Origin of the sequence: Pseudoduganella buxea (assembly GCF_009720835.1) — a bacterium.
In the GTDB taxonomy this organism is placed as follows: domain Bacteria; phylum Pseudomonadota; class Gammaproteobacteria; order Burkholderiales; family Burkholderiaceae_D; genus Rugamonas; species Rugamonas buxea.
Map to the genome: position 1 here is coordinate 1 of NZ_WNKZ01000044.1, position 18,823 is coordinate 18,823.

The window sequence follows — 18,823 nt, forward strand, 5'->3', positions numbered from 1 at the left end:
CGATCGCGTGCGCCGTGCTGGCCGTGGGTGCCGACTGGCAGCGCCGGCTGCAGGCGCGCGAATGCGCCCTGCTGCGCACCCGGCTGGCCCAGGAACAGGGCCTGCGCGACCACGCCGAGCGGGCCTTGCGCGCTACCCAGGCCAGTTTATGCCGCCTGGCCGCAAACCGCCAGGCCGACCGTGAAGCCACCCGCGCCGCCAGCCGCGACGCCGAACGGCGCCGCATCGGCCGCGACATCCACGACGACCTGGGCCAGCGCCTGCTGGCCCTGCAGCTCGACATTGGCGGCCTGCACGGCGATCCCCGCCTGCCGCCATGGCTGCGCCAGCACACCGAACGGATCGAACGCCACGTGGGACTGACCACCGCCTCGCTGCGCGCCATCATCAACGACCTGCGCCCGGCCGCGCTGGACGGGGGGCTGCGCCAGGCCGTGCGCTGCCAGGTGGAGGAATTCGCCCGCCGCACGGGCCTGCGCTGCCGGCTCGACGCCGCCGGCCTGGATGGCGTGCCGGCCATCGGCCCGACGCCGTGCGCCGCGGCCGAGACGGCCGTGTTCCGCATCCTGCAGGAAACACTGTCGAACGTGCTGCGCCATGCCGCCGCCACCGAGGTGCACGTGGCGCTGCACCGCGACGCCAACGGCCTGGTGTTGACAGTACGGGACAACGGCGTCGGCATGAAAGCCGAGGCCGCCACAGGCGCGGGCCTGGCCGGCATGGCCGAGCGCGTGGCCGCCGCCGGCGGGCGCCTGGACCTCGACAGCCGGCCGGGCCGCGGCACGACCTTGACGATCGCCGTGCCGTTGCTGGCCGGCGCCGTACTGCCCGACGGGGCGCCTGCCGCGAATGACGTGCAGCATCACGGGAAGCACCACGTCCAGCATCACGCCAGGAATCACACCGAGTATTGCGGTTAGCCAGCCAAACCCCCGCTGCGCGCCGCACGCCCGGGCGAAGTTCCGCCCGGCTTACTTTTCACCTCAACAAAACTACGTGTTATCACGAACGGGACCTCCATGAACACGCAAATCCTCCGGCAACAAGCTGCGGTCGTCGCACCGCACGGGGCTGCTTACAGGCTGCTGGAACTTCTGGTTATACCAACCTTCGTCCTCGATGCCCAGTGCCGGGTGATCGTGTGGAACCGCGCCTGCGAGCGCCTGACGGGCGTCCCGGCGCGCGAGATGCTGGGCACGCGGGACGCGTGGCGCTGCTTCTACGGCAAGGCCCGCCCTACCCTGGCCGACCTGGTGATCCAGCGCCGCACAGGCGAGGTGCCGACCCTGTACGACAGCCACCAGCGCCTGTGCGAGGACGGCGCCCACCTTGCCGCGCAAAGCTGGTGCGACATGCCGCGCGCGCCGCGCCGGCGCTACCTGGCCGTCGACGTCAGCCCCATCGTCGACGACGACGGCAACGTCACGGCCGTGGTGGAGACCTTGCGCGACATGACGGACGAGAAGCAGGCCCAGATCGCGCTGGAGCAGCTGGCCACGCGCGACGGCCTGACAGGGCTGGCCAATCGCCGCTGTTTCGACGACACGCTGCAAGCCGAATGGCAGCGCGCGCTGCGCCAGCACCAGCCGCTGTCGCTGCTGATGGTCGATGTCGACAGCTTCAAGCAGTACAACGACGCCCATGGCCACGTGGGCGGCGATGAATGCCTGCAGCGCATCGCCACCGCGGTGGCGAGCGAAATGCGCGCCAACGACCTGGTGGCCCGCTACGGCGGCGAGGAATTCGCCGTCATCCTGCCGAACCAGTCGCTGAAGGGGGCGGCCATCGTGGCCGAACGCATCCGCTGCCGGGTCGAAAGCCTGAACCTGCCGAACCTGGGCGCAGCCAAGCGGTGCGTCACCGTCAGCATCGGCGCCGCCACGGCGCTGCCGTCGCCGGAAACGGAAGCGGGCCAGCTGATCGCCACGGCCGACGCCGCGCTGTACCGCGCCAAGCACATGGGCCGCAACCGCATCAGCCTGACGCGCGAGGCCGACGGCGAGCTGCCCGCCTACACGGTGTAGAACACGCCGACCGGCAAGCTGGGCGCCAGGCCGGCGATGAATTCGGCCGACTCGGAGAAGTCCAGCAATGCCTGGGCGCGCGACACGCCGTGCGCCAGGTTGTCGACGTGCCAGGCAAAGCCGCCCGGATCGGGCGCGCGGTCCAGCACGTTCTGGTACAGGCGCGTGACGTAGGCGGCATCGTCGAGGCGGCCATTGGCGGCGACGAATTCGGCGCTGCCGACGAAGCTGTCCGCGATGCCGACCAGGCTCGCGCCGGCGTCCTGTTGCGCCAGCCAGTAGGCCATGCCGCCCGGGTCGGGCGCACGGTCGAAGACGGCCTGGTACAGCCGGTACAGCTGGCCCGCGCCGCCGCCGGCCAGGTCCAGCGCGATGCCGCCGTCGGCGAACACGAGCCGCTCCACGTTCACCAGCACATCCTCGACACCGTTGCCGCCGACGGTCACGCCGGTGCCGCCGACGGCCAGCCGGTAGTCGGCAACCTTGCCGGCGAAGACGACCGTATCGAGCCCGGCGCCGCCATCGATGGTGACGCTGGCGGCGGGCGCGACGATGCGGTCGTTGCCGGGCGTGCCGTCGGCGGCGGCGGCCACGTCGCCCACGCGCACGACGCGGTCGGCGAACTGCAGCAGCTCGATTCCGACCAGCGTGTCGCTGCCGTCGCCGCCCACGGCGATGCCGCCGCTGCCGGCCGCCACCGTATAGCGCGCGTAGCTGCCCGCGAAGACGACCGTATCGATGCCGGCGCCACCGTCGATGGTGTCGTTGCCGGCCCCCGCGTGAATCACGTCCGTGCCGGCGCCGCCGCGCAGCAGGTTGCCCAGGTCGTTCGCATGAATGGTCGTGTCGCCCGAGCCCGCGATGGCGCCCTGCACGGCAACGCCGTAGGCGATGGACAGGTTGTTCAGTCCTGGCGCCGTTTCGCTGAAGCTGCCCGCGTTCAGGTTGATGACGGCCGCGCCCGTGCAGGCGGAAAAATCGATGGTGTTGTTGCCGCCCGCGTCCCAGATGCACTGGGGCGTCGCATCGGCGGCAAAGGCATACACATCGTCGCCGGCGTGCCAGCCCGTGTTGGCGCCATACAGGTACTGGATCGCCTGGATGTCGTACAGCATCGGCGTGGTGGCGTAGTGGCGGTTGACGTTCCAGCTGGTCGGCTGGTCATACGACATCTGCGTGTAGTCGCCGTTGTCCGTGGCCGCCGGCAGGAAGGGCCCGGAGCCGCCGCCGCCGGTGGAGTCGTAGTCGCCCGGGTGCTTCAACCCCAGCAGGTGACCGATCTCGTGCACCAGCACGGCCGGACCGTAGCTGCCCGGCGTGAACACGCTGTTGTAGCCGTTCTGGATATTGGTGTACATGGCCAGCGACGTCACGCCCGTGCCCGGCAGGTAGGCATAGGCGCTGCTTTCGCGGCCCTGGTCGTTGCTGCCGAACAGCAGGTTGCCACCGCTGGCGACCTGCTCGAACGTGACGTTGGCAACGCCGGCCCACTTGGCCAGCGCCTCGCGCACGGCGCCCTGCTGGGCCTCGGTCATGGCGCGAAAGCCGTTGCGGTCGTCGGCGCTGGCCCCGGAGGGCGAGCGCGTCAGGAAACTGTAGGTCAGGGTGACGGGCGCGCCGGCCACGCCGGTCCAGCTGTTGTAGACCAGCGCGTCGATGGCGTTGTTACCGGTGTCGAGACTCATGGCAGGACGGAAAATGGTCGAAAACCGCCCGATACTAGCATGCCGTCGCGGGCCTGTCGCGCTGGGGAAACACGCGGCATCCCGGCGCTGTTCATCGGCACCGGGCCGTCGTATTCTGACGCTTGTCGATTCATCATGAAACCATTTGCGCAAGGAGACACCGTGCGATTTTCCGCCCTGCCGTCCGCCCTGAGCTGTTCCCTACTGGTCGCCTGCGCGGCCCTGGTGCTGGCCTTGCCCGCCGCCCGGGCCGCAGCGGCCGCACCGGCCAGCCCCGTGCTGCCCTTCAAGGCGGCCGAGAAGACCCTGCCGAACGGCCTGAAGGTCATTGTCGTGCCCACGGGCTCTCCCGATCTCGTCACCGTCGAGATTCCCGTGCAGACGGGCTCGCGCAACGAGATCGAGCCGGGCAAGTCCGGCTTCGCCCACTTCTTCGAGCACATGATGTTTCGCGGCACGCCCGCCAATCCGCCGGCGAAGTACCAGCAGATGATCGCCCGCGCCGGCGCCCGGCAGAACGCCTATACGAGCGACGACCTGACCAACTACCACATCACGTTCGCCAAGGAAGACCTGGAGGAAGTGCTGAAGGTGGAGGCCGACCGCTTCCAGAACCTGGCCTACGACGAGGACGTGTTCCGGACGGAGGCGCGTGCCGTGCTGGGCGAGTACAACAAGAACAGCGCCAACCCGGTGCAGAAGATGCTGGAAGTGATGCGCGAGGCCGCCTTCACGACGCACACGTACGGCACACGACGATGGGCTTCCTGAAAGACATCGAGGACATGCCGAACCAGTATGCCTACTCGAAGGTGTTCTTCGACCGCTGGTACCGGCCCGAACGCACCACCATCATCGTCGCCGGCGACGTGGTGCCGGCGCGCGCCTTCGCGCTGGTGGAAAAATACTGGGGCCGCTGGCAGCGCGGCAGCTACCGGGCCAGCGTGCCGGTGGAGCCGCCGCCGCAAGGCCCGGCGTACCGGCACGTCACATGGACCACGCCGACCCTGCCCTGGGTGGCGCTGGGCGTGCGGGCGCCACGCTTCTCCGTCGTCGACAAGGAGGGAGCCGCGCTGGCGATGCTGCTGTCGCTGGCCTACGGCGAGACGTCGCCCCTCTACAAGCGCCTGGTGCAGGACGAGCAGAAGGTCGATCAGCTGCTGACCTACACGCCCGAGCGGGTCGACCCCACCTTGTGGATACTGGGCGCGCGCGTCAAGCGCGCCGGGGATACGCTGGCCGTGCGCGACGCCATGCTCGCGACGATGGCCGGGCTGCGCGACACGCCGCTGCCGGCCGCCAAGCTGGCCGACGGCAAGGCCGCCATGAAATACGGCCTGATCCGCTCGCTGGACAACACCGAGCGGATCGCCGCGACCCTGGCCAGCTACGTCCACTTCGAGCGTTCCTACGACACCCTGAACCGCTACTACCGTCTCATCGACAGCCTGACGCCGGCGGACCTGCAGGCTGCGGCCCGCACCTGGCTGCGCGACGAAGGCCTGGTGCTCCTGACCCTCGCACATGGCGAGGCCGACCCCGCGCTGGCGCAACTGCCGGGCCTGGCCTCGTTCGCCGCGCCGGCCGGCAAGGCGGCCTTCGACGTCACCGTGCAGAAGACGGCCCTGCCACAGGTGCGCTACAAGCTGATGTTCGCGGCCGGCTCGGCCCACGACCCGGCCGGCAAGGAAGGCCTGGCGGCGCTGACGGCGGCGATGGTGGCCGCCGGCGGCTCGCTCGAGCGCAAGGTCGACGAAGTGACGAAAGCCCTGTTCCCGATGGCCGGCAGCTTCGACGCCCGCGCCGACAAGGAACTCACCACCTTCACCGGCTCGGTGCACCGCGACAAATGGACCGAGTTCCAGGAAATCGCCATGCCGCTGCTGCTGTCGCCCGGTTTTCGGGAGGAAGACTTCCGGCGCTTGCGGGACGCGCAGAAGAACGCGCTGGACGTGGACCTGAAGAACAATAACGAGGAGGAGCTGGCCAAGGAGCGGCTGCAGGCCAACGTCTTCGCCGGTACCGGCTACGCCCACCCCGTCCTGGGCACGGCGCGCGGGATCGACGCCATCACCCTGGACGACGTCAAGGCCTTTTACCGGCAGGCCTACGCGCGCGGCGCCATCAAGGTCGCCATTGCCGGCGACGTGACGGAGGCGATGGTGGAACAACTGAAGACGCAGCTGGCGCGGCTGCCGGCGGGCACCGGCCTGCCCGCCACGTCGGTGCCCGCCGGGCGCATGCCGCAGGGGCTGGAGGTGGAGATCGTGCAGAAGGACACGCGCGCCACGTCGATCTCGTTCGGCCTGCCCCTGACGGTGACGCGCGCCCATCCGGACTTCCCCGCCCTGTGGCTGGCCAAGACGTGGCTGGGCGAACACAGGGCCTCGAGCGGTGTGCTGTACCAGCGCATGCGCGAACTGCGTGGGCTGAACTACGGCGACTACGCGTATATCGAGGCCTTCCCGCGCGGGATGTTCCAGTTCTTCCCCGATCCGAACGTGGCCCGCAAGGCACAGCTGTTCGAGATCTGGCTGCGCCCGGTGGTGCCGGACAATGCCCACTTCGCCTTGCGCCTGGCCCTGGCGGAGCTGGACAAGATGCTGGCCGACGGCCTGTCGCAGGCCGACTTCGACAGCACCCGCAACTACCTGATGAAGAATGTCTTCCTGATGACGTCGACGCAGGACCAGCAGCTGGGCTACGCCCTCGATTCGCGCTGGTACGGCACCGTGGAATTCACGAAGCTGATGCGGGACGGCCTGGCCAGGTTGACGGTGGCGGACGTGAACGCCGCGATGCGACGGCACCTGTCGTCGAAGAACCTGTCGGTAGTGATGGTGACGAAGGATGCGGCGGGCCTGAAGGAGAAACTGCTGTCCGATGCCTTCTCGCCCATCAAGTATGACGGTAACAAGGCCCAGGCGGTGCTGGAGGAAGACAAGGCCGTCGGTGCGATGAAGCTGGGCTTGCGGCCGGAGGCGGTGCGGATCGTGCCGGTGACGGCGGTGTTCGCGAAGTAAAGCGCGCGGACGAAGACGAAAAAAGCGCCGCACGAAGCGGCGCTTTTTTTGTGCGGCGACCTTACTGGGCGCCGCCCGCCGGTGCTGCCGCCGGTCCCTGTGCGGTGGCTGGAACCGAGGTGGGTACCAGGGTCGCATTCATCTTCAGGGTGCGCGCCAGGAAGCCCCACTTGTCCGCCACTTCCTCGATCTGCTTGGACGTCGGCTTGCCGGCGCCGTGGCCGGCCTTGGTGTCGATGCGGATCAGGATCGGCGCGGGGCCGGCCTGGCTGGCCTGGGCCGCGGCGGCGAACTTGAAGCTGTGCGCCGGCACGACGCGGTCGTCATGGTCTGCCGTCGTCACCATCGTGGCCGGGTAGCAGGTGCCCGGTTTCAGGTTATGCAGGGGCGAGTACTTGACGAGGGCCTTGAACTCTTCCGGGTTGTCCGACGAGCCGTAGTCCGACGTCCAGGCCCAGCCGATGGTGAACTTGTGGAAGCGCAGCATGTCCATCACGCCCACGGCCGGCAGGGCCGCCGCGTACAGGTCGGGCCGCTGCGTCATGGCCGCGCCCACCAGCAGGCCGCCGTTGCTGCCGCCGCCGATCGACAGTTTTTCCGGCGACGTCACCTTGTTGGCGATCAGCCATTCGGCCGCGCCGATGAAATCGTCGAACACGTTCTGCTTCTGCAGCTTGGTGCCGGCCTTGTGCCACGCTTCGCCGTACTCGCCGCCGCCGCGCAGGTTGGCCATCACGTAGACGCCGCCCATTTCCACCCAGGCCAGGTTGGCCACGGAGAAGCTGGGGGTCAAGGACACGTTGAAGCCGCCGTAGCCGTACAGGTAGGTGGGGTTCGAGCCGTCCAGCTTGATGCCCTTCTTCGCCACGATAAACATGGGCACCTTCGTGCCATCCTTGCTGGTGAAGAATTCCTGGCGCGTCTCGTAGGCGCTCGGGTCGAAGTCCACCTTCGGCTGGCGGTAGACCTGGCTCTGGCCCGTCTTCAGGTCGTAGCGGTAGATCGTCGTCGGCGTCGTGAAGCTGGTGTACGAGTAGAAGGTCTCCGTGTCCGTGCGCTTGCCGTTGAAGCCGCCGGCCGAACCGATGCCGGGCAGGCTGACGTCATGCAGGGGTTTGCCCTTCAGGTCGAACACCTGCACCGCGCTGCGGGCGTCCGTCAGGTACTCGGCCACCAGCTGGTTGTTGATGATGTTCGCGCCCGTCAGCGTGGCGGCGCCTTCGGCGACGATTTCCTGCCATTTGGCCGGCGCGGCGTCCTTCACGTCGATGGCGACGATGCGCGACTTCGGCGCGTTCTTGTCGGTGACGAAGTAGAAGGTGCTGCCGATATTGTCGATGAAGCTGTAGGACGCGTCGAACGCCTCCAGCAGGCCCACGACCTTGCTGTTCTTCTTCGTCAGGTCCTTGATGAAGACGCGGTTCTTCGGATCGGTGCCCTGGGACGAATTGATGACGAGCCAGCGGCCGTCGTCCGTCACTTCGGCCGAGAAGCCCCATTCCTTCTGGTCCTTGCGCTCGTAGACCAGCACGTCCTTGTCCTGGCTGGTGCCGATCTTGTGGAAGTACAGCTTCTGGAAGTAGTTGATGCCGGCCAGCTTGGCCGCTTCCGTCGGTTCGTCGTAGCGGCTGTAGTAGAAGCCGGAGCCGTCATGGGCCCAGGCCGTGTTCGAGAACTTGACCCACTTGACATGGTCCTGCGTGTCCTTGCCGCTGTCGATGTGGCGCACGCGGATTTCGTTCCAGTCCGAACCGGAGGCGGCCGTGCTGTAGGCCAGGTACTTGCCGTCCGGGCTGACGGCCGCGCCGGCCAGCGCCACGGTGCCGTCGGCGGCCAGCTTGTTGGGGTCCAGCAGCAGGCGCGGTTCTTCGTCCAGGGTCTTCATCGTGTACAGCACGGACTGGTTCTGCAGCCCGTCGTTGCGGTTGTAGAAGTAGCGGCCGCCTTCCTTGTACGGCACCGAGAAGCGCTCGAAGTTCCACAGCTTGGTCAGGCGCGCGCGGATGGCGGCGCGCTCGGGAATCTGTGCCAGGTAGCCTTGCGTCAGCGCGTTCTGCTGCTCGACCCAGGCCTTCGTGTCGGCGCTGTTGGCGTCTTCCAGCCAGCGGTAGGGATCGGCGATCGTGGTGCCGTGGTAGGTGTCCCGCTGGTCGACCTTCTGCGTGGCCGGGTAGGCGACCTTGGCGGTGTCGGCAGGGTTGGCCGATCCGGGCGCGCAAGGCAGGGCCTGGGCCTGTCCGCCGAATGCGGCCAGCAGCGAAAGTACGAGGGAAGCGCGTCGAAATGCCATGTGTGCTGTGTCCTTATGGTTGTGATCCCGCTCGGGGCGGATCGGCAGATGATAGCGTGAACCCAGGAAAATAAAAGCGGTAAGGTCACGGGAGGTGGCGTGGATTATTCGGCAAAAAACGGTTGTTGCATGGTGCTTCGCTTCATCATCTTGTCACAATGCAAGATTAAGATGGGCGGCATTCCCGCTTCCCCGATGCCACCGTGACCTCCGCGACCGCCCTGTTGTTTCCCGTCCTGCCCGCCGCCAACCTGACCCACCTGCATGCGGACGGCGACCGGCTGACGGCGGCCTACCTGCGCGACATCCTCGCCCGGCGGCAGCTGACGGCCCTGTTCCAGCCCATTATCCACATGGGCACGGGCGACATCGTCGGCTACGAGGGGCTGATCCGGGGCCCGTCCGACAGTCCCCTGCATGCGCCGATGAGCCTGTTCAAGGCGGCCCGCGACAACGGCCTGATGCGCGAAGTGGAGTCGCTGTGCCGCAGGGTCGTGCTGGAGCGCTTCGCCGAACTGGCGCTGCCGGGCCGGTTGTTCCTGAATGTCAGCCCGGACTGCCTGCTGCCGCAGCGCCCCGGCAGCCATGGCGAGACGCTCGACACGATCCGCCAGATCGGCATCGCGCCCGAGCGCGTCATCATCGAGCTGACGGAGAACCAGCCCACCTACGACTACGCGCTGATGCGCGACGCCGTGCTGCACTACCGCGACATGGGCTTCGGCATCGCCATCGACGACCTGGGCGAAGGCTTTTCCAGCCTGCGGCTGTGGTCCGAGCTGCGGCCGGAATACGTCAAGATCGACATGCACTTCATCCAGGGCATCAACCACGACGCCGTCAAGCTGCAGTTCGTCCGCTCGATCCAGCAGATCGCCGAGAAATCGGACACGCTGGTGATCGCCGAAGGCATCGAGACGCAGGCCGAGCTGCTGGTGCTGCGCGACCTGGGCATCGGCTTCGCCCAGGGCTACCACCTGGGCCGGCCCCATCCGACACCGGCCAGGGCGCTGCCGGCCGAGGTGGCCCAGGCCCTGTCGCGCAACGGCGTGGCCGTCTACCCGCAACGCCAGGCGGAGAACACCAGCGTGAGCATCCTGAAACTGCTGCACCGGGTCGCGGCCGTGCCGCCGTCGATGACGAACAACGAGGTGTATGAGCTGTTCCTGCGCGAGCCGAAGCTGCTGATCGTGCCCGTGGTGGATGAGGATGTGCCGCTGGGCCTGATTTCCCGCTTCGACGTCATCGAGCACTTCGCCCGGCCCTACCAGCGCGAGCTGTACGGCAAAAAATCCTGCCGCCAGTTCATGGACAGCACGCCCCTGATCGCCGACAAGGACACGAGCCTGCAGGATTTGTCATACCGGATGGTGGAGTCGGACGCCCACCACCTGTTCAACGGCTTCATCATCACGGACGAAGGCCGCTACCTGGGCATGGGTACGGGCCACGACCTGATGCGCGAGATCACGCAGATGCAGATCAACGCGGCCCGCTACGCCAATCCGCTGACGCAGCTGCCCGGCAATGTGCCCATCAACGAGCACATCGACCGCTTGCTGGCCAGCGGCACGCGTTTCTGGGTGTGCTACTGCGACCTGGACCACTTCAAGCCGTTCAACGACGTGTACGGCTACCGCCGCGGCGACGACGTGATCCAGCTGGCGGGGCGCATCCTGTCCGGCCATTGCGATCCGGACCGGGACTTCGTCGGCCATATCGGCGGCGACGACTTCATGCTGCTGTTCCAGAGCGAGGATTGGGAAAGCCGCTGCGCCGCCATCCTGGCCGAGTTCGCCGGCAGCATCACGGCCTTCTACAGCAACGACGATTGCGAGCGGGGCGGTTATTTCAGCGAGGACCGGCAAGGCCGGAAGGTATTTTATTCGCTGATGAGCCTGTCGCTGGGTGTCATCAAGGTGGAACCGCGCCAGTATTATTCGCACCACCAGATCGCCACCAGCGCGGCCGAGGCGAAGAAGCAGGCCAAGAAGATCCATGGCAACAGCCTGTTCCTCGACCGGCGCCAGGAGCCGCAGCGCTAGTCCCTAGGCGCGGTGCGCGTCGCGCCACCGCTGCGTCATCTGCAATGCCGACCCCAGTTCTTCGCGCGTCAGGCGCCGTTCGATCAGCTTGCGGTTGGTGCGGGCCGTTTCGTCGCCGGCCTCGGCGGCGAGCGAAATCCACATATACGACAGGACGGGGTTCTGCTCGACACCCCGGCCGCTGTTGTACATGCCGCCCAGGTTGTACTGGGCCAGGGGGTGGCACTGTTCGGCAGCCTTGCGGTACCACCGCACGGCCTCGATATCGTCCTGCGGCACGCCCTGGCCGTTGGCGTACATGACGCCCAGGTTGTTCTGCGCGCTGGCATCGCCCTGCGCGGCCGCATGGCGGTACCAGGCGACGGCGCGCGCTTCGTCCTTCGGCACGCCGTGGCCGTTGGCATAGATGACACCGACATTGAACTGGGCATTCGCGGCGCCCTGCTCGGCGGCCTTGCGGTACCAGTCCAGCGCCCGCTCCGCATCGCGCTCGACGCCCCGGCCATACGCATACAGGCTGCCCAGGTTGTATTGCGCCAGCACATGGCCCGCGTCGGCGGCGCGGCGGTACCACTGGGCCGCCAGCGCTTCGTCCTTCGGCAGGCCATGGCCGTTGGACAGCATTACGGCCAAGTGGAACTGGGCATCGGCGTCGCCCTGGTCGGCCGCCCGCTGCAGCCACGAGCAGGCCCGTTCCAGGTCCGCCGTTACGCCCCGCCCTTCCGCGTAGACGATGCCGAGGTGGCGCTGGGCGGCCGCGTGGCCCTGCGCGGCGGCCTGGCGGTACCAGGCGATGGCCTGGGTATCGCTTTGCAGCACGCCATGGCCGCGCCGGTACATCAGGCCCAGGTTGAGCTGCGCCGTGGCGTCGCCCTGCAGCGCCGCCTTGCGGAACCAGGCCAGCGCCAGCGCGAAATTGCGCTGCGTGCCCAGGCCCTGGGCGTACGCTTCGCCCAGCAGGGTCTGGGCGCTGGCAACGCCCTGCTCGGCGGCGCGGCTGAACCACGTCAGGGCCATGTCGTCGCTGCGTGGCACGCCGCGCCCCTTGCGGTACATCAGCCCCAGGTTCTGCTGGGCCGACGCGTCGCCCTGCTTGGCCGCCATGCGGAACCAGAACACGGCCTCGGCATCGTCGCGGGGCGTGCCGCAGCCGTTGTAGTACATGGCACCGAGATGGTTCTGGGCAAAGGCGATACCCTGCAGCGCCGCCAGCCGCATCCACGCGAATGCCTGTTCCTCGTCGCGCTCGACGCCCTTGCCCCGCTTGTACAGCAGGGCCAGGTTGAACTGCGCATACGGATTGCCAGCCTCGGCGGCGCCACGAAACCACGCGCAGATGCTGACTTCCTCCTTCGAATAGCGATGTTTCATGCCAGTTCCCCCATCCAGCACGTCGGTGTTGTAAGAAGTTTAATAAGTGCCTGCGCATTCCATTTGCGCAGTCTCAATCGCTTTATCAGTTTGTCATGCACAACCTTGCAAGACGCGACGCACGGCAAAAGGCCCGCTGCGTCTGCACGCAGCGGGCCCGGAAATCACGGCGACGGACGGCGAATCAGGCGGGCGGCGGCACCGCCCCGGTGGCGGCATGCTTTTGCAGCCATGTGTGCACCTTGGCGGCGGCCAGGCGGTTCACCGACAGCAGCAGGCCGGCATCGACGCGGGCGATGCCGTAGCTGCTGGCAAGGTGGCGGCCGATGTGCAGCAGCAGTTCGGCCGCCACTTCGGCGTCGGCCTCGGCCCGGTGGGCCGTGCCGCGGAACGGGATGCCCAGGCGGCCGCTCAGGGTGCCCAGCTTGTAGCTGCCCAGCTGGGGGAAAACGCGGCGCGACAGCTTGAGCGAGCAGACCGTGCCGCCATGGCCCGATTCCAGGCCCAGGCGCCCCCCTTCGGCGCGGAGGAACTTCTCGTCGAAGCTGGCGTTGTGGGCAGCCAGGGTGTCGGCGCCGATGAATTCCAGGAGGCGCGGCACCACGTCCGTGGCCGGCGGCGCGCCGTCGACCATCTGCTGCGTGATGCCTGTCAGGCTCGTGATGAATGGCGGGATACGCACGTGGCAGTTCACCAGCGACACGAAACGTTCGACGATGCGCCCGTCGACGATGCGCAGCGCCGCCACTTCCGTGATGCGGTCGCCCATGTCGGGCGACAGTCCCGTCGTTTCGAAGTCGATCATGACGACCGGTTCAGCCAGCATTGCTACCTCCGTGTTGTGGGGTCACGCGAACTTGCGCACGGCGTCGAGCGCCAGGCCGGCGCCGATGCTGCCGAACAGGTCGCCCTCGACCTTGCGTGCGCCCGGTACCAGCGCGCCGATGCGCTCTCGCAGCAGGCCCACGCCCGACGAACCGCCCGTGAAGAACACCGTGTCGACCTGGTCCGCGCGCACACCGGCGTCGGCCAGCAGCTTGCCCACCGTCGTGCCGACGTCGTCGACCAGGTGGCCGATGGCAGTCTCGAACAGCACGCGCCGCACGTCAAGCTCGACCTTCGGTGCCAGGCGGTCCAGGTCCAGCCGCACCGCTTCCTGTGCCGACAACGCGATCTTGCCCTCTTCCACCTTCATCGCCAGCCAGTGGCCGGCGCGATCCTCGATCAGGTTCTGCAGCCGTTTCATGGCCTGCTGGTCCTGGGCGTCGCGCACCAGCTCGGCCAGCTGGGTCCACATCTTCTTCGTGTAGGCCTGGTTGATCGTGTGCCAAGTGGCCAGGTTGAAGTAATAGCTGGACGGGATGGCGCTGCTGTTCTTCAACAGCGAGCCGTAGCCCAGCAGGGGCATGACGGCCGCCAGGCTCAGGTACTTGTCGAAATCCGTGCCGCCGATATGCACGCCGCCGTTGGCGAGGATGTCGTCGCGGCGGTCCAGCTTGGCGGCACGCCGGGGCGACAGCCGCACCAGCGAGAAGTCCGACGTACCGCCGCCGATGTCGGCGATCAGCACCAGCTCCTCGCGGTCGATCTGCGACTCGTAGTCGAAGGCGGCGGCGATGGGCTCGAACTGGAAGTCGATATGCTGGAAGCCCACCGAGCGGGCGATCTCGCCGAGCGTGTCCTGGGCCAGCTGGTCGGCCTTGGCGTCGTCGTCGATGAAGTGCACGGGCCGGCCCAGCACGACGGACGTAAACGGCGCGCCGGCGGCACTGTCGGCCCGGCGCTTCAGTTCGCCGATGAATTGCGCCAGCAGAGTGCGGAACGGCACGGCGCGGCCGGCCACTTCCGTCTGCCCGTCCATCAGGCTCGTGCCCAGCAGGCTTTTCAGCGAACGCATCAGCCGGCCTTCGTAGCCGGCCAGGTAATCGGCCAGCGCGGCGCGGCCGAAGGTAACGCCGTCATCCTCCGCATTGAAGAACACGACGGACGGCAAGGTGGTCTTGCCCTCTTCCAGTGCCAGCATCGCGCTCGCGCTTGCGCCGGGGCGCACCCAGCCGACGGTGGAATTGGATGTGCCGAAGTCGACACCGCAAGCGTTCGCCATTACTACCTTTCATTAACCATGGAGGCCGGATGTTGCCGCGCGGATCACGCGGGACCGTCGCGGCGCCGAAGGGGCGGTATTTTAGCAGAGAACGGTTTGCGCCAGATCAAAAAGCCCGGCCCGTAACTAATTACCCTAGGAAATTCACACGAACCCTGGAAGACGCCATGAACCATCCCGCCCCCTCGCCCGCGCCGGACCCAGCCAACCGCCCGTCCGCGCACCCCGTGCCGCCACGTCGCAGCGCAGACATTCACGCCATCGGCAGTGGTGCCCGCGTGCGCCACCAGCAGGCCCTGTCGCGCACCCGGGCCGTCTGGCGCCGCCGCGCCGGCGCCGCCGTGCCCCTGTTGCTGGCCATTGCGGCCGCCGTTGCGCTGGTCTGACCGGCCGGGGTAGCGCAGGCGCGACACCCGAGGCCGGCCTCGGCATATAAAATTGCCACACGGTAAGTATTTCAGTTATGCTCGGTTTCACAACAGGTGCCCTACGGCAACCCAAGAGAGACGATGAGAAAAACGAAACCACCCGCAATGGCCGAACTGGCCGCCGCCCAGTCCGTGAACAACATGGCGCTGGAGCGCCCGATCGACCGGCAAGGCGTGGCGCGCCCGTCCGTGCGCAGTGAACGCCGCGTCACCTCCTACGACGTGGCGATGCTGGCCGGCGTGTCGCAGTCGGCCGTGTCGCGCTGCTTCAAGCCCGGCGCCAGCGTGTCGAAGTCCACCTATGCCCGGGTGATGAAGGCGGCCGCCGGCCTGGACTATATTCCCAACGCGGCCGCGCGCAGCCTGATCACGCGGCGCTCGAACATGGTGGCCGTCGTCATCTCGCAGCTGGCCAACCTGTACTACCCGGAAGCGCTGGCCGAGCTGTCGCAGCAGATTGCCCGGCGCGGCAAGCGCGTGCTGCTGTTTACGATGCAGCACGAAAGCGACGTCGAAGCCATCCTGGCCGATATCTGGCAGTACCAGGTCGATGGCGCCATCGTGGCCGCCGCGCTGACGGATGCCCAGGTCGAGGAATTCGAACGGCGCCGCCTGCCGCTGGTCGTGTTCAACCGCAACCTGCGGGGCCAGTCCGTCAACAGCGTGCTGTGCGACCAGTACGAGGCGGGCCGGCTGCTGGCGTCGAAACTGGCGGCCGCCGGCCACCGCCGCTTCGGCATCATCGCCGGGCCGGCCGACTCTCCCGTCGCCACGGAGCGGCGCAACGGCGCCTGCGAACGTTTGCAGGAACTGGGCCTGCCGCCGCCCGTCATCGTCACCGGCCAGTTCGACTATGCCAGCGGCGTACTCGGCGTGCGCCAGATCGTCGCCCAGGGCGGCGTGCCGGACGCCATCATCTGCGGCAACGACGTGATGGCCATCGGCTGCCTCGACTGCGCCCGCCAGGAACTGGGCATCGACGTGCCGGGCCGGCTGTCCGTGGCCGGCTTCGACGCCGTCGAGCCGTCCAACTGGCTCAGCTACAACCTGACGACCCTGCGCCAGCCCATCCACAATATGGCGCTGGCGGCGGCCGACCTGCTGACGTCCCTGATCGAGTCGCACGGCGGCACGGCGGAGAAGCGCACCTTCGCGCCGCAGTTCATTACCGGCGCGACGGCGCGGCTGGTGCCGGCGACAGCGGCCGACCCGCTGGCCGCCTGAGGCCGAAAAAAAACCCGCCGCGGCGGGTTTCTTCATGGCGGCGCCGAAACTCAGCCCGCCGCGATGCGCGCGGCCAGATGGGCCAGCGCCTCTTCCACCTGGTCGACCAGGATCAGGCACAGGTCGCCCGGCTGCAGCCGTTCCAGCGCCGTGTCGATGGCGACGAATTCGCCGTTGATCTCCAGCACCTGCTCGGTGCGGCTGGCGCCGCGCAGGCCTTCGCGCAGCAGCGCGATCACTTCGCCGTCGGCGCGGCCCCGCTGGCACTGGTCCTGGTACAGCAGAACATGGTCGAAGGCCTTGCCGAGGATTTCCGTCTGCTGGCGGATATCCTCGTCGCGCCGGTCGCCGGCGCCGCTGATGACGACAGAGCGGCGCAGCGCCGGCATCGCCTCGACGGCCTGAACCAGTGCCAGCATGGCGTCCGGATTGTGGCCGTAGTCGGCGATCACCGTGGCGCCCCGGTAGTCGAACACATTGAAGCGGCCAGGTGCATTATGGCTGTCCGTCGTGAAGGTCTTCAGGCCCAGGCGGATGGCCTGCCAGTCGATGCCGGCGCCCCAGGCGGCGGCGACGGCGGCCATCGCATTCTCCACCTGGAAGCCGATCTGGCCGTTGCGCGTGATCGGCACGTCGGCCAGCGCGATGCGCTCCATGAACTTGCCTTCCACCGCCACCAGGTCGCCGTTGTCGACATACACGGTGCGGCGGCCCTGGGCCACGTGCGTGGCCACCACGGGGTGGTAGCGGTCGGCGCCGAAGAAGGTCACCTTGCCGCGGCAGGTGGCCGCCATCGCCGCCACGATCGGGTCGGTCGCGTTCAGCACGGCCATGCCGTTGTCGTCGACGTTCTGCACGATGACGCGCTTGAGCACGGCCAGGTCTTCCACCGTCGTGATGTAGTTCAGGCCCAGGTGGTCGCCCGCGCCGATATTGGTCACCACCGCCACCTTGCAGCGGTCGAACGCCAGGCCTTCGCGCAGGATGCCGCCGCGCGCCGTCTCGAACACGGCAGCATCCACGTCCGGGTGCTGCAGCACGTTGCGGGCGCTCTTCGGGCCCGAGCAGTCGCCGCTGTCGATCTGGCGGCCATTGACGTACACGCCGTCCGTATTGGTCATGCCCACGCGCAGGCCGCTGGACGCGATCAGGTGCGCCGTCAGCCGGACCGTCGTCGTCTTGCCGTTCGTGCCCGTGACGGCGATGACGGGAATGCGGCCGTCGTCGCCTTCGTCGAACAGCGTGCCGACGATGGCTTCACCGATGGGGCGGCCCTTGCCGTAGGACGGCGACAGGTGCATGCGCAGGCCCGGCGCGGCATTGACTTCCACCACGCCGCCGTTCTGTTCCTCGATGGGACGCAGCACGCTGTCGACCACCACGTCGACGCCGCAGATATCCAGGCCGATCATCTGCGCCGCTTCCACGGCGCGCGCCGCCACTTCCGGATGGACGTCGTCCGTCACGTCGGTGGCGCTGCCGCCGGTGGACAGGTTGGCGTTGTTGCGCAGGATGACGCGCTGGCCCTGGGCCGGCACCGAGTCCGCCTCCAGGTCCTGCATCTTCAGGCGCGCCAGCGCGATATCGTCGAAGCGGATTTTCGTCAGCGACGTGGCATGACCGCTGCCCCGGCGCGGATCGGCGTTGACGATGTCGACCAGCTGGCGCACCGAGTGCACGCCGTCGCCCACCACGTGGGGCGGATCGCGGCGCGCGGCGGCCACCAGCTTGTTGCCGATGACGAGCAGGCGGAAGTCATGGCCGGCCAGGAAGCGCTCGACCAGGATATCGTCGCGGAATTCGCGCGCCGTGTGGTACGCCGCGTGGGTCGCTTCTTCCGTCGTAACGTTGACGGTGACGCCCTTGCCCTGGTTGCCGTCCTTCGGCTTGATCACCACCGGCAGGCCGATTTCCAGCGCCGCCGCCCACGCGTCTTCCGCGCTGGTGACGGAGCGGCCCGTCGGCACGGGCACGCCGGCCGCGTCCAGCAGCTTCTTCGTCAGCTCCTTGTCCTGCGCGATCGATTCGGCGATGGCACTGGTCGAATCGATTTCGGCGGCCTGGATGCGGCGCTGCCTGCTGCCCCAGCCGAAGGCCACCATCGAGCCGGACGTCATGCGGCGATAGGGAATCTTGCGGGCCACGGCGGCGTACACGATGGCGCCCGTGCTGGGGCCCAGGCGCACGTCCTCATCCAGGTCGCGCAGTTCCGTCAGCGCGGCCGTCAGGTCGAAGGGCTGGTCGGCCATGGCGGCGTTGACCAGCTGCTCGGCCAGCTCCACGGCGCGGCGGCCCACTTCTTCCTCCGTGTACTCCACCACCATCTGGAAGATGCCCTGCTCGACCGTCGCCGTCGTGCGGCTGAACGTGACGGGGCAGCCGGCTTCGGCCTGCAGCGCCAGGGCCGTCAGCTCCAGCACATGGGCCATCGGCACGGCATCGGCATGACCGTGCGGCTGGAACTGGCCGATGCGGGGAAAGCGGGCACGCAGGCGCACTTCGAAACCGGCCAGCTTGTCGACCGCCAGTTCGTCCGGCGTGCAGGAGACGATCGCCTCGATCGCCGTGTGGTGGCTCCACAGATTCGGGCCGCGCAGGGCGCGGGTACGGATGACTTCCATTGATGTTC

The 18,823-nt window shown here is 67.9% G+C and carries 13 protein-coding genes; 7 read left to right on the forward strand and 6 right to left on the reverse strand.

Going from position 1 to position 18,823, the window contains the following annotated elements:
• Nucleotides 1-920 (forward strand): sensor histidine kinase (locus GM672_RS15560; RefSeq protein WP_155471453.1); only part of this gene is annotated, 920 nt, incomplete at its 5' end.
• Between the two features lie 99 nt (nt 921-1,019).
• A complete protein-coding gene (locus GM672_RS15565) occupies nt 1,020-2,024 on the forward strand; it encodes a sensor domain-containing diguanylate cyclase (RefSeq protein ID WP_155471454.1) in 1,005 nt (334 codons plus the stop codon).
• On the opposite strand, the gene GM672_RS15570 is transcribed toward GM672_RS15565, so the two are convergent.
• Nucleotides 2,012-3,709: a DUF4214 domain-containing protein gene (locus GM672_RS15570; protein ID WP_155471455.1), complete on the reverse strand. Its 1,698-nt coding sequence runs from the start codon at nt 3,707-3,709 to the stop codon at nt 2,012-2,014. The genes GM672_RS15565 and GM672_RS15570 overlap by 13 nt on opposite strands.
• 162 nt (nt 3,710-3,871) lie before the next feature.
• Here GM672_RS15570 and GM672_RS29245 point away from each other — a divergent pair, with 162 nt between their 5' ends.
• The gene (locus GM672_RS29245) at nt 3,872-4,480 is read left to right on the forward strand and encodes a M16 family metallopeptidase (protein ID WP_229427758.1); all 609 of its coding nucleotides are present in this window, start codon (nt 3,872-3,874) and stop codon (nt 4,478-4,480) included.
• The gene (locus GM672_RS15575) at nt 4,468-6,732 is read left to right on the forward strand and encodes a M16 family metallopeptidase (RefSeq protein ID WP_229417758.1); all 2,265 of its coding nucleotides are present in this window, start codon (nt 4,468-4,470) and stop codon (nt 6,730-6,732) included. Before GM672_RS29245 ends, GM672_RS15575 begins: the two co-directional genes overlap by 13 nt.
• A gap of 61 nt (nt 6,733-6,793) precedes the next feature.
• On the opposite strand, the gene GM672_RS15580 is transcribed toward GM672_RS15575, so the two are convergent.
• Complete coding sequence (locus GM672_RS15580; RefSeq protein ID WP_155471456.1) at nt 6,794-9,022, reverse strand: prolyl oligopeptidase family serine peptidase; 2,229 nt, start codon at nt 9,020-9,022, stop codon at nt 6,794-6,796.
• Nucleotides 9,023-9,258: 236 nt separating this feature from the next.
• Here GM672_RS15580 and GM672_RS15585 point away from each other — a divergent pair, with 236 nt between their 5' ends.
• On the forward strand, nt 9,259-11,067 hold the full coding sequence (locus GM672_RS15585) for a GGDEF domain-containing protein (RefSeq protein ID WP_170300093.1): 1,809 nt from the start codon (nt 9,259-9,261) through the stop codon (nt 11,065-11,067).
• A gap of 3 nt (nt 11,068-11,070) precedes the next feature.
• Here GM672_RS15585 and GM672_RS15590 read toward each other — a convergent pair whose 3' ends face one another.
• From GM672_RS15590 to GM672_RS15600, 3 genes are all read right to left on the reverse strand, one after another.
• Nucleotides 11,071-12,438 carry a tetratricopeptide repeat protein gene (locus GM672_RS15590; protein WP_155471457.1) on the reverse strand — a complete coding sequence of 456 codons (1,368 nt, stop codon included), beginning with the start codon at nt 12,436-12,438 and terminating at the stop codon, nt 11,071-11,073.
• A gap of 184 nt (nt 12,439-12,622) precedes the next feature.
• Nucleotides 12,623-13,264 (reverse strand): 3'-5' exonuclease, encoded by a 642-nt coding sequence (locus GM672_RS15595; RefSeq protein WP_155471458.1) that lies wholly within the window; start codon nt 13,262-13,264, stop codon nt 12,623-12,625.
• A 21-nt stretch (nt 13,265-13,285) separates the two neighbouring features.
• Nucleotides 13,286-14,542 (reverse strand): Hsp70 family protein, encoded by a 1,257-nt coding sequence (locus tag GM672_RS15600; RefSeq protein ID WP_155471459.1) that lies wholly within the window; start codon nt 14,540-14,542, stop codon nt 13,286-13,288.
• Nucleotides 14,543-14,709: 167 nt separating this feature from the next.
• Here GM672_RS15600 and GM672_RS15605 point away from each other — a divergent pair, with 167 nt between their 5' ends.
• Both GM672_RS15605 and GM672_RS15610 read left to right on the forward strand, forming a co-directional pair.
• Complete coding sequence (locus tag GM672_RS15605; RefSeq protein ID WP_155471460.1) at nt 14,710-14,928, forward strand: hypothetical protein; 219 nt, start codon at nt 14,710-14,712, stop codon at nt 14,926-14,928.
• A 123-nt stretch (nt 14,929-15,051) separates the two neighbouring features.
• On the forward strand, nt 15,052-16,194 hold the full coding sequence (locus GM672_RS15610; RefSeq protein ID WP_229417759.1) for a LacI family DNA-binding transcriptional regulator: 1,143 nt from the start codon (nt 15,052-15,054) through the stop codon (nt 16,192-16,194).
• A gap of 50 nt (nt 16,195-16,244) precedes the next feature.
• On the opposite strand, the gene cphA is transcribed toward GM672_RS15610, so the two are convergent.
• Complete coding sequence (gene cphA, locus GM672_RS15615) at nt 16,245-18,815, reverse strand: cyanophycin synthetase (RefSeq protein ID WP_155471461.1); 2,571 nt, start codon at nt 18,813-18,815, stop codon at nt 16,245-16,247.
• Nucleotides 18,816-18,823: the final 8 nt, after the last annotated feature.